The sequence below is a fragment of the Pseudomonas sp. JAI120 genome (assembly GCF_014207255.1).
Classification (GTDB): Bacteria; Pseudomonadota; Gammaproteobacteria; order Pseudomonadales; family Pseudomonadaceae; genus Aquipseudomonas.
Map to the genome: position 1 here is coordinate 351,497 of NZ_JACHCZ010000004.1, position 12,004 is coordinate 363,500.

Sequence of the window (12,004 nt, forward strand, 5' to 3'; positions counted from 1 at the left end):
GGGAGCAAGCCCCCTCCCACATGGGTTACTTGATCATTGGAAGGTTGAGGCCCTGCTCTTTGGCGCAGTCGATGGCGATCTGATAACCGGCGTCTGCGTGGCGCATCACACCGGTGGCCGGGTCGTTATGCAGCACGCGGGCAATGCGCTCGGCCGCTTCGTCGGTACCGTCACAGACGATGACCATGCCGGAGTGCTGGGAGAAGCCCATGCCCACGCCGCCGCCGTGGTGCAGCGAAACCCAGGTCGCGCCGCTGGCGGTGTTGAGCAAGGCGTTGAGCAGTGGCCAGTCGGACACGGCGTCGGAGCCGTCCTGCATGGATTCGGTTTCGCGGTTGGGGCTGGCGACCGAGCCGGAGTCCAGGTGGTCGCGGCCGATCACTACCGGGGCCGACAACTCGCCGCTGCGCACCATCTCGTTGAACGCCAGGCCGAGCTTGGCGCGTTGGCCCAGGCCAACCCAGCAGATACGCGCCGGCAGGCCCTGGAAGCTGATGCGCTCGCGCGCCATGTCCAGCCAGTTGTGCAGGTGCGCGTCGTCGGGGATCAGTTCTTTGACTTTGGCGTCGGTCTTGTAGATGTCCTGCGGGTCACCCGACAGCGCAGCCCAACGGAACGGGCCGATGCCACGGCAGAACAGCGGGCGGATGTACGCCGGTACAAAGCCTGGGAAGTCGAACGCGTTTTCCACGCCCTCTTCCTGGGCCATCTGGCGGATGTTGTTGCCGTAGTCGAAGGTCGGGATGCCTTGTTTCTGGAATTCCAGCATGGCTTTGACGTGCACGGCCATGGACTGCTTGGCGGCCTTGATCACGGCAGCCGGTTCGGTCTTGGCGCGGGCGCGGTATTCGTCCCAGGTCCAGCCGGCCGGCAGGTAACCGTTGAGCGGGTCGTGGGCGCTGGTCTGGTCGGTGACCATGTCCGGGCGCACGCCACGCTTGACCAGTTCCGGCAGGATTTCAGCGGCGTTACCCAGCAGCGCGATGGAGATGGCCTTGCCTTCCTTTGTGTACTTGGCGATGCGGGCCAGGGCGTCGTCGAGGTCGGTGGCTTGCTCATCGACGTAGCGGCTGTTGAGGCGGAAATCGATGCTGACCTGCTGGCATTCAATGTTCAGCGAGCATGCGCCGGCGAGGGTTGCCGCCAGAGGCTGGGCACCGCCCATGCCGCCGAGGCCGGCGGTGAGGACCCAACGGCCCTTAAGGTTTGAATCGTAGTGCTGGCGACCGGCTTCAACGAAGGTTTCGTAGGTGCCCTGGACGATGCCTTGGCTGCCGATGTAGATCCAGCTGCCGGCGGTCATCTGGCCGTACATGGCCAGGCCCTTGGCATCCAGTTCATTGAAGTGCTCCCAGCTGGCCCAGTGCGGCACCAGGTTGGAGTTGGCGATCAGCACGCGCGGGGCATTGCTGTGGGTCTTGAACACGCCGACCGGCTTGCCGGATTGCACCAGCAGGGTTTCATCGTCATTCAGGTTGGTGAGGCTCTCGACGATCTGGTCGTAGCACTCCCAATTGCGCGCTGCACGGCCGATACCGCCGTACACCACCAGTTCTTTGGGGTTCTCGGCCACTTGGGGGTCGAGGTTGTTCATCAGCATGCGCAGCGGCGCTTCAGTCAGCCAGCTTTTGGCGGTGAGCTTGTTACCGCGGGCGGCGCGGATTTCGACGTCACGGTATTTTGTAGGCTTGGTCACAACAAGAACTCCTCGGCGATCGATGCGCGAACATTGATGGTGCGAAGGAGAGTCTTACGCACACATCTTTACTTGTACATACAAGCATATGCAATCAAGCGGCCAACTTTCTGGGCTAGGTGATTGGATTTTTTTGGAAAGCGTGTGCGAGCCTCGGAAATTAAGGCTTCGAGGCATGATGAAATTTCTTACGAAGGCGTTTTATAGCGAGGGAGGTTTGTCACGACAGCGCGGTTTTGCGCCACGCTGGGGCGTTCGGTAACAAATTGGTGCGAGAGCTGGAAACAGATCGCAAGAACAGTGAGAAACAAATGTGGGAGGGGGCTTGCTCCCGATTGCGGTGTGTCAGCCCAGGATATACCCACTGATCCACCGCTATCGGGAGCAAGCCCCCTCCCACATTTTTTAACCCTGCGGGGTCAGTTCGATGATGCAGCAGCGACCCGTGACGGAAATATCCAGCAGACCGCTGTTACCGTCCACTTGCAGGCAATCGTGATGGCCCAGTACCTCGTCCAGCACCTTCACTTCATCCGCCACGCTGAACACCAGCACCGTCTGCGCCGTGCTGAAAAACCGCTGCACACCATCCACCCACTGCAACCGCGCATGGTAACGCTGAGGCGAGTAGATCAGGTTGAAGTCGCGGATCGGCCCGGTAATCAGGCGGCATGACACCTGGCTGTCGCCCTTGAAGGCGAACGGTTGCAGAGGTAACAGTCCGCGCTGTTCCTCGCCATCCACGGTCAGCACCATGCCTGCGCCTTTGATCACGGTGATCACGCGCTGGTAGCCGGCGAAGGTGGAAAACCCGCCAGACTCACCGATATCGGCAATCGACAGGCGCCAGCCGAAACCTTCCAGGCCCTCGCCCGCATCGCGGGAGATTTCTTCGGTGCTGCCGCCGCCGTTTTTCCACGGCATGCGCACGTAATCGGCGGAGCGCCAGACTTTCACTGCACTCATTTACTGAACCGTCCTTCCAGGCTGTGGCGTGAACCGGGGTGGATCAAACGCGCGGCAGTCACCGGCTGACGGCCGGACCAGGTGCGCCGACGAATCAACAGGCACGGCTCGCTCGGCTCGATCTGCAGCAACTCGCACTCGGCAGCGTCGGCGAGAATCGCTTCGACCACGTGCTCGCCTTCGGTCAACGGCGCCACTTGGTTGAGATAGGCATAGGGGGTTTGCAGGGTGAAGTCCTGTTGCAGGTATTCCGGCGCGACCAGGGCGTTGACGAAACGGTCCTCAATTTGCACGGGAATATCGTTTTCGTAATGCACGATCAACGAGTGGAACACCCGCCCGCCTTCGCGCATTTCCAGGGCGACGGCGCGTTCGGAACCGGCGGCCTCTTCGCCCAGGTGGATGACGCGGCACGTATGCCGATGACCGCGGGAGGCGATCTCATCGGCAATGTTGTGCACTTCAAACAGCGCTGACTGGCTCTTGGGCTCGGCGACGAACGTGCCGACGCCTTGCATGCGCACCAGCAAACCTTCGGCGGTGAGCTCACGCAGGGCGCGATTGATGGTCATGCGGCTGAAGCCCAACTGGCTGACCAGTTCGCTTTCCGACGGTACGCGGTAATGGGGTGGCCAGTTGCCGTTGAGGATCTGCTGGCTGATCATCTGTTTGACACGGGCGTACAAGGGCGCCGGACTTTCGTCCATGTGGGCAGCCAGTGAAGACTTGGCGGGCGGAGTCGGCACAGGGAATCCTTGCAGGGGGAAAAGATGCATAGATTGCCGGAGTTTACCGAGCAGGCAAACGTCTGTATATGTATATACAAATAAACACACGACCGGGGTGCTCTAATCATGTCCGCTTTCTTTGCCGAACGCGCGCTGCTGCCTAATGGATGGGCCAACGATGTACGTCTTGAAGTCAGCGCCGATGGCCTGCTGACACAGGTTGAGGCCAACGCCAGCGCAGACGGTGCCGAACGGCTCAGGGGCCCGGTGCTGGCGGGCATGCCGAACCTGCACTCCCACGCTTTCCAGCGCGCGATGGCAGGGTTGGCCGAAGTGGCCGGCAACCCGAATGACAGTTTCTGGACCTGGCGCGACCTGATGTACCGCATGGTCGGCAAGATCAGCCCGGAGCAACTGCAGGTGATCGCCCACCAGCTGTACATCGAGATGCTCAAGGCCGGCTACACCTCGGTGGCCGAATTTCACTATGTGCATCATGACGTCAGCGGCCAGCCCTACGCCGACCGTACGGAACTGTCCCGGCAGATCAGCCAGGCGGCCGCCAGCAGCGGGATTGGCCTGACCTTGGTGCCCGTGCTCTACACCCACTCTGGTTTTGGTGGGCAGGCGCCGAACGAAGGCCAGCGACGGTTTATCAACAGCACCGAAAACTACCTGGACCTGCAGTCGCGCCTGCAACCGATCCTTGCGGCACAACCGGCGCAGCAACTGGGTTTGTGCTTCCACTCCCTGCGCGCTGTCACGCCACAACAAATCAATGAAGTACTGGCTGCCAGTGACAAGACTTGCCCGATGCATATCCACATTGCCGAACAGCAAAAGGAAGTCGACGACTGCCTGGCCTGGAGCGGAAAACGCCCATTGCAATGGCTGTATGACAATGTCGAGGTCGATGAGCGCTGGTGCCTGGTGCACGCCACCCATGCGGATTCTGAAGAAGTGACGCGCATGGCCAAGAGCCGCGCGATTGCCGGCTTGTGCCTGACCACCGAGGCGAACCTGGGCGACGGGATTTTCCCGGCCGTGGATTTCCTCGCCCAGGGCGGACGCCTGGGCATCGGTTCCGACAGCCATGTGTCACTGAGCGTGGTGGAAGAACTGCGCTGGCTGGAATACGGCCAACGCCTGCGCGATCAACGGCGCAACCGCTTGTATCGCAGCGACCAGCCGATGGTCGGCCGTACGTTGTTCGATGCGGCGCTGGACGGTGGCGCACAGGCGCTGGGACAGCCGATAGGTCGACTGGAAGTGGGCAAGCGTGCGGATTGGATCGTGCTGGACGGTAACGACCCTTACCTGGCGACAGCGACAGAAGACGGCATTCTCAATCGCTGGCTGTTTGCCGGCGGTGACCGGCAAGTGCGCGATGTGCTGGTCAACGGCAAATGGGTAGTGCGCGATGGGCGGCACGCCGGCGAAGAAGAAAGCAGCCGGGCGTTTACGCAGGTCTTAAGAGAGTTACTCGGTTAAAAAATGTGGGAGGGGGCTTGCCCCTCCCACAATTGGATTTATGGCGATCCAGAATTATTGCGAGGTCTTCGCCATCTGCTTATCCGACGTACGCCAGATCAAACGCGTGGTGTCATACCCTTGCTGCCGCGCCCTGCTCAACAGGTCTTCACGGGTGTCCGCACTGACCGTCGGCGTGCGTGACAGGATCCACATATAGCGCCGGCTCGGGCTGCCGACGATGGCGGTCTTGTAGTCGTCGCTGACATACAGCACCCAGTAGTCGCCCTTGGCGACGCCAGGCAGCAGTGACGTAAACCAGTTATTGAATTCCACCCAGAGCTTGTCGGTCTTGCCGGGTACTTGCGGCGTGGCCGTACCCTTGGCTTCTTCCCACTTCCACTCGGTGGTGAGGCAGCGGTTGAATACCGACATATCGCCATCAGGCAGCAATGTGTAGCGGGCTTCGGACTGCGCGCAGTTGCGCTGGAAGTACATCGGCAATCGAGCCAACTCATACCAGGTACCCTGGTAACGCTTGAGGTTGACGTTGCTCGCTGTCTTGGGTTGCAGATCATCGCCAGAATGGCTGGCGCAGCCCGCCAAAAACAGGCTGGCGCAAAGGAACAAAACAAAACGCATCATTCTTCTTCTCCCGCAGGCTCTCGCCCCGGTTTACTTCAGGCCTTGCCCGGAAAACATCAGAACTTTGTCACCGGCATATTGAACGCTGATAAAGCTGTTTTTATCGCCCCACGTGCAGCTGGACATGCCCAGTGCGCCTGAGCAATCGGTCGGCTTACCCAACAACGACTCGACTTCTGTCTTGGCCATGCCAGCCGACAATTTTTCGTAGTTTTCTTGATTGACCTTGCTGCAAGCGGCCAACAGCACGCAAAAAGCCAGCAAAGCGAGACGGCGTAACGACATGGAATAACTCCTGGAGGGACGAAGCAGCCTGGGTATCTGCCAGAAGCTTAGAAGGGAAAAGAGGTGTCTGGTTCCCGACGAACGAAAACAAAAAAGCCCCGAAAACGCTGAAACGTTTCGGGGCTTCTTTAAGGGTGAACCGGCTCACAACAATGCCGTTCACTTATCGCAGCAGGTTACTTCTTGTGGTAAGCGGTCACACGCTCAACTTCTTCCTTGGATCCCAGGAACACCGCCACACGCTGGTGCAAGCCGTCGGGCTGGATATCGAGAATGCGCTGGTGACCGTCGGTGGACGCACCGCCCGCCTGTTCTACCAGGAAGGACATCGGGTTGGCTTCGTACATCAGGCGCAGTTTGCCCGGCTTGGACGGCTCGCGGCTGTCGCGTGGGTACATGAACAGGCCGCCACGGGTCAGGATACGGTGCACGTCGGCCACCATCGCGGCGACCCAACGCATGTTGAAGTTCTTCTTCAACGGGCCTTCTTCGCCTTCCATCAACTCGTTCACGTAGCGCTTGACCGGTTCTTCCCAGTGACGCTGGTTGGACATGTTGATTGCGAATTCCTGGGTGGAAGCCGGGATGGTGATGTCTTCGTGGGTGAGGACGAAGCTGCCCATTTCACGGTCCAGGGTGAAGCCTTTGACGCCATCGCCCAAGGTCAGCACCAGCATGGTCTGTGGGCCGTAGATCGCGTAGCCGGCAGCGACCTGCTCGGTGCCTGGCTGCAGGAAGGCCTTTTCGTTCAGGGCTTCGTTCTGGCTCAGGTATTCGCTCGGGCAACGCAGTACCGAGAAGATGGTGCCAACCGGCGCGTTGATGTCGATGTTGGACGAACCGTCCAGTGGGTCGAACACCAGCAGGTAGGCGCCCTTCGGGTATTTGCCCGGGATCTGGTAGGCATTGTCCATTTCTTCGGACGCCATGCCGGCCAGGTGACCGCCCCATTCGTTGGCTTCGAGCAGGATCTCGTTGGAGATCACGTCGAGCTTCTTCTGGACTTCGCCCTGCACGTTTTCAGTGCCCATGCTGCCCAGGACACCACCCAATGCGCCTTTGGATACGGCGTGGCTGATTTCCTTGCAAGCACGCGCCACCACTTCGATAAGGAAGCGCAGATCGGCAGGCGTGTTGTTGCTGCGGGTCTGCTCAATCAAATAGCGACTCAAGGTAACGCGGGACATGGAAGGCTCCGATGAATGGGGGGGGCTAAAAACCCGCGCAGTTTAACGCGAGTCGGGGCGTATTTCCTCCTATCAGAGGATTAAAACCCAATAGAGTTCATGGACTTTATTTAACGTGCCACCGGCGGCTTGCGCAGCAAACTGTAGGCCATGGCTCCCAGTGCAGCCACGCCGAGCAGTAACACGGCCCAGAGTCCGAATGTTTTCCAGTTCGGCCCGCTGTCGACAGCCGCAGTGACCACCGGCGAAGTGACCGCGACGGCCCCGGCCACCTTGGCCTGCCCCAACGTATTCAGACGTGCGGCGTTGTAGTCAGGGATCAGCGTCGGCAAAGGCAGGTTCGCCGCCTTCACCGAGGCATTCCCCAGCGCCAGCGTGAACGGTGGCTCGCCCCGCGCCAGGAACACCAACTGCGTGGCGCGCACCGCGAAGTGCAGGGCCGGCGCTTCGACGCCCAGGCCGCCGCCGCGCTCGTCGACCTGCAACTTGAGTTCGGTGACCGTCTGGCCGGGCAGCTGCAATTCGTCCTGCACCACGTCCTGGCCATTCTGGGTCAGGCGATACAGCAAACCATTGCTCAACGGCTGCCAGGCCTGATTGCCATCGCGTCGCCCCGCCAAGGTCACCGGCGCCAGCGTATTCGGCTGCTTCAACTCGATACGCAAGCGCTCGACGCTCAGTCCTGCGGGTAACTTCCAGCTGTACTCGCCCGCCTTGAGCCGCGTGCCCGAGAGCGGCTGCGACCATACCAGCGGCATCGGCAGGCTGCTGCTGGTTGCACTGGCCAACTTGGCCGAGGTCAGCAACGGCGCCGCTTGCCCCTTCCATACCAGGCGCAGGTAACGCGCGGATTGCCCCGGCAAGCTGACGTCATGCTGCTCGACCCGCTCGTCGGCAAACGACAAACGCGCGACTTGCCCATCCCCCCAGGATTCCCAGTGCTGCAAGTCATCACTGGCTTCAATGCTGAAGCGCTGGAAGCCCTCTTGCTCGCGACTCCAGTCCAGGCTCAACTGCTGCAACGGCGCCTTGATCCTACTGGCGTCGAGCACCCAGCCGCGCAGCACCTGCTTGCCCGGCTTCGGTGCGGTGGACGGCTTGATTTCCACCAGGGTGCCTTCGGCCGTGGTTTTCATCACGACACCGGGCAAGGTTGCCTGGGTGTCGGCGGCGTACAGCGGGAACCACTTCACGTCGGTGACTTCACGATGCTCGGTGCGTTGCGACGCTTGACGCGACAGCGCGTAGGCCTGGGGTTCACCGGCAGCGTTAAACACGCGCACATCGCTGAGGTCAGCCTGGCGCGCGTTCAGTTGCACGGCCAACGGCAACTCAAGGCGATACCAGGGGCCGTTGCCGCTGACGCTCAGCGGCACCTGGCTGCTGAAGTCGGCCGGCGTTTCCTGCGCCCACACCGACAACGTCGTACACATGCCCAGCACGACCACGCTCAACTTACCGATCAAGAGGATGCTCCTTCAGTTTCCAACACAGGTTCGGCACGCTTGGGCGGCAGCGGCGCAAAGTAGCCCACCACCAGCAACAACCCACCCACGCCGATAAACGACACGATCCGCGCCAGGCCGCCACGGTTGCTCAACTCGACAAAGAACAGCTTGGCCACCACTACCGCGATCAACGCCGCACCGATCAGCCACACTTCGCGGCGATGGCGCAGGTGGCCGCCGATCATCAGGCCGAGGGCGATCAGCGTCCAGACAATCGACAGACCGGCTTGCACCAACATCGACTCCAGCAACGCATCCAGATGGAACGGCACGCCGCCCCAGTGGTGTGCGGTGCGCATCACCAGGGCCGTAAAGAACGCGAACAACGAGATACCCGCAATGCCTTGGGCGATCAATTCAGCGCGTGGCCCTCGCTGCGGCGCCACGCTGCGCGACCACAGGTACACGCCCAGCAGCGCAAACAGCAAGCCCAGATCCAGCGGGTTGAGCAACGGCACATAGGGCAACGGCTTTGCCGTGCCGTCGCTGAAGGTATTCGCCAGCCAGAACCAGCCCAGCATCAGTACCGCCAATGGGAGTGCCGCCAACACTCGATATTCCCGTGGATACGCCGACACCGGCCACGGCCAGTTGCGCGGTGCAGCAGCCAGCACCAGATACAGACTTGGCAGGATCGCCCAGCCCAACCAGCGCCAGGCGTTGTATTCGCTCGACAGCAACAACAGGCCGTAGCGCAGTTCCAGCGCCAATACGCCGATCAACATCCAGCAACCCAACACGTGAGCAACGCTCAGGACGTTGGCCGGCACCACCGTCGCCAAACGCCGCAGCGCGATGAAATGCACGCCAAATACCGCCAACCAGGCCAGCCAGCCGTACTGCGCCGCCGGGTGGTAATAGTGATGCGCGGACACCAGCAGCACCAGGCCCGCCGCCGGCATCAACAAGATGCACAACACGCCCAGCGATGCCCAGCGCAGCCGCGTAGCGAACAGCGCCCAGAGCGCCACGCTGACCGCCGCGATGCCCAGCAGAAACGAGCCTTGGAGCTCGTCGGGAATAAACCGCAGCACTTCAGCGATCAGCGCCAACGCCCACCACGCCGCGCCCCACACCAGCAGCAGGTCAGACAGGCGTTGCAGCTTGAGTACGGCAAACACCGGCGCATGGGGCTCACGTTGCAAGCGCCAAGCACCGATCAAGGCGGCCAGGCCCAACACCATCGGCGTCCAGAAACCACTATGCCCCAGCGGACGCAAACCCTCGCTGGTCAGAGGCCCGAGCAGCTCCGGCACCGCCAGCAGGAACGACGCGCCGCCGATCACTTGCAGCAGTAACCCGAACACGAAACTGACGCGCTGTTGCAGGTACAGGCTCAACCAGATGATCAACAACCCACTGGCCGCCCACACACCACTGGCGCTTTCCCATGGCAGTACAAACAACACGGCGAGATTGATCAGCACCAACCCGGCCAACAGCACCACGGACAGCCCGCGCAACAGGCGCACATCGCTGCGTACCATGTCGTCACGCGCCGCCAGCAGCATGCCGCCGATCAACGCCAGGCCGACCAACGACGCGGTGAGCAGGCCGTTCCAGCCGGCGTTGAATACCGCTGCCGAGTCGCCGCCTTGCAGGCGCAGCAGGAACAACGCCCCGCCCAGCAGTTGTACGGCAAACGCCGTGAACAGGAAGGTGCGCGAGCCAATCCGCAAGCCGATAAACAGTGTCGCCAGACCCGCGAGCGCCCAACTGATGGCAACGCCTTGAGTCAGCAACAGCAGCGGCGCGAGCAAGTACACACAGGTCAGGCCGAGGCTGGCCAGAACCGGCAGGCCCTTGCGCTCCCAGTCTGCCGCTTGTTCCATCGCGGCCTTGCGCAGTTGGTCAAAGCTGAACAGCAATGCCGCGCCCAGCAACAGCGCCCCCAAGGGCGCCCCATCCAGCAGCGTGTGTTCGCCGATGCGTAGTTCACTGAGAAACGCCAGCGCCGAGCCCAATTGCAGCAACAGGCCAAATGCCCGCGCCAACGGCCGCTGCTGACGCAAGCCGAGCCAGAAGATCCCGGCGCCCTCCACCGCCCAGGCGGCTGCGGTCCAGCGTGCATCGAGGCCCAGGGGAATCGCCAGGCTGACAAAGATCACCCCCAGGGCCAGACAGGTTTCCGCCAGCAGCAAAGCGCGCCCGCCACTGAGCACGCGGGCCAGGCCCATGTAGAGGATGCCCAGGCCCAGTGCGCTGAACGCAGCGGCGAACTCAAGGTGCTGCACCAGCGCGAACTGCAGGCCAAAACCCACCAGCGGCGGGCCGAACAGCATGCTGCCGTCGACGTAATCGCCTTTGGATGCCGACCAGCGCAACAACGCATCACGGCCTTCGGGTGCATCGCCCATCTCCCGCAACTTGCGCCGGGCGAACAACAGGCCGATAGCCAGGTACATCAGGAAAAACAGGATCAGGAACGGCTCGGTACTCCACAGCAGTTCCGGCGTATAGGAACGCATGCCCCAGGCAAAGACGATACCGAAGGTGCCGACAAAGCCGATCAGGTTGAGCAAGCGCCAGGCCTTGAACCACGCGATGGCAAGGATACCGGCGTTGAGCAGGGCAAAATAACTGAACAGCGCGACGTGGTTGCCGGCGCCGGTCGACGTCAGGATCGGCGCCGCGAAACCGCCGAGCGCTGCCGCACAGGCCAGTCCCAACGCATCCTGGGTAATCGCCAGGATCGCTGAGAAGACCGTGACCGCCACCAGCAGGCCCAGGGCCGCACTCGGGTCGATCAACGGGTGCAGGCGCATCGCGGCAAACACCGTCAGGTACAGCACCGCGATCCCGGTGCCTTGCAGCATCAAGCCGTAGTTGCTGTTGCGCAGCCGCAGCCACCAGCCAAGGCCCAGCAGGCCAAGGGCCGCTGCAGCAACCCCGGCGTAACGCAGCTCGATCGGCACCACCATGCCTTCGGTGGCGTAGCGCAGCAGGAAGGCCAGGCCGAGGAACAGCAGCACCACGCCGACACGCAGCACGGTGTTGCCACCAAACAGCCAATTGCGTGCGCCGCTGATGGCACGTTCGATCAGGTTGGGGCCACGGGGAGCGACAGGTTCTTGAGGCGGGCGTGGCGTCGGGGCAGGCGCCCAGACGTCATCCGGCAGTGGTTGGCTCGGTTCGGCGACCATCGCGACAGGCGCCAATTCAGCCGGCAACTCCCACACCAGTTCGGGCACCTTGGCGACAGGTGCCGGCTCAGAGACAGGTGTTTCGACAATGACAGGGCTCGTCGACGTGGGTACTTCCAGTTGCCGCAGGCGCTCACCCAGGGCGATCAGCGCCTTCTGCGTGGTTTCCAACTGAGCAGCCTGCTGCTGCGCCTGGGTCGCCAGCTTGGACAGGCGAATCGCCTGGCCAATGCCCAACCCCAACAGCGCACCGATACCCGCATCGTAGAACGACTCATCGAGCGTCCAGCCGAGCACCAGGCCAATCAGCATGAAAATCCATTGCATGGTCGATATTCCCTAAGCAAACCGGCGCTCAGTATATCGACGCGCAATC

The 12,004-nt window shown here is 61.9% G+C and carries 9 protein-coding genes; 1 reads left to right on the top strand and 8 read right to left on the bottom strand.

The window, feature by feature from the left end:
- Positions 1-25: 25 nt before the first annotated feature.
- From hutU to hutC, 3 genes are all read right to left on the bottom strand, one after another.
- Positions 26-1,696 (bottom strand): urocanate hydratase, encoded by a 1,671-nt coding sequence (hutU, locus tag HDC32_RS22560; protein WP_053140434.1) that lies wholly within the window; start codon positions 1,694-1,696, stop codon positions 26-28.
- A 405-nt stretch (positions 1,697-2,101) separates the two neighbouring features.
- Positions 2,102-2,662, bottom strand: coding sequence for a HutD family protein (locus tag HDC32_RS22565; RefSeq protein ID WP_184745499.1), 561 nt, complete (start codon positions 2,660-2,662; stop codon positions 2,102-2,104).
- Complete coding sequence (gene hutC, locus HDC32_RS22570) at positions 2,659-3,369, bottom strand: histidine utilization repressor (protein ID WP_237683111.1); 711 nt, start codon at positions 3,367-3,369, stop codon at positions 2,659-2,661. Before hutC ends, HDC32_RS22565 begins: the two co-directional genes overlap by 4 nt.
- Positions 3,370-3,516: 147 nt before the next feature.
- On the opposite strand from hutC, the gene HDC32_RS22575 reads away from it, so the two are divergent.
- Positions 3,517-4,881: a formimidoylglutamate deiminase gene (locus HDC32_RS22575; RefSeq protein ID WP_184745501.1), complete on the top strand. Its 1,365-nt coding sequence runs from the start codon at positions 3,517-3,519 to the stop codon at positions 4,879-4,881.
- Positions 4,882-4,935: 54 nt separating this feature from the next.
- Here the strand turns inward: HDC32_RS22575 and HDC32_RS22580 are convergent, their stop codons facing one another.
- The 5 genes from HDC32_RS22580 to HDC32_RS22600 form a co-directional block, all read right to left on the bottom strand.
- Entirely contained in the window at positions 4,936-5,505 is a 570-nt protein-coding gene (locus tag HDC32_RS22580) for a lipocalin family protein (protein ID WP_027605060.1), read from the bottom strand.
- 30 nt (positions 5,506-5,535) lie between these two features.
- The gene (locus HDC32_RS22585) at positions 5,536-5,790 is read right to left on the bottom strand and encodes a hypothetical protein (RefSeq protein WP_131696901.1); all 255 of its coding nucleotides are present in this window, start codon (positions 5,788-5,790) and stop codon (positions 5,536-5,538) included.
- 176 nt (positions 5,791-5,966) lie between these two features.
- Positions 5,967-6,977 (bottom strand): class 1 fructose-bisphosphatase, encoded by a 1,011-nt coding sequence (locus HDC32_RS22590; RefSeq protein ID WP_131696902.1) that lies wholly within the window; start codon positions 6,975-6,977, stop codon positions 5,967-5,969.
- A gap of 110 nt (positions 6,978-7,087) precedes the next feature.
- Positions 7,088-8,440, bottom strand: a complete 1,353-nt coding sequence (locus HDC32_RS22595) for a DUF3999 domain-containing protein (protein WP_184745720.1) — start codon at positions 8,438-8,440, stop codon at positions 7,088-7,090.
- Positions 8,440-11,955 carry a DUF2339 domain-containing protein gene (locus tag HDC32_RS22600; RefSeq protein WP_184745503.1) on the bottom strand — a complete coding sequence of 1,172 codons (3,516 nt, stop codon included), beginning with the start codon at positions 11,953-11,955 and terminating at the stop codon, positions 8,440-8,442. The genes HDC32_RS22595 and HDC32_RS22600 overlap by 1 nt, the downstream gene beginning before the upstream one ends.
- Between the last annotated feature and the right edge of the window lie 49 nt (positions 11,956-12,004).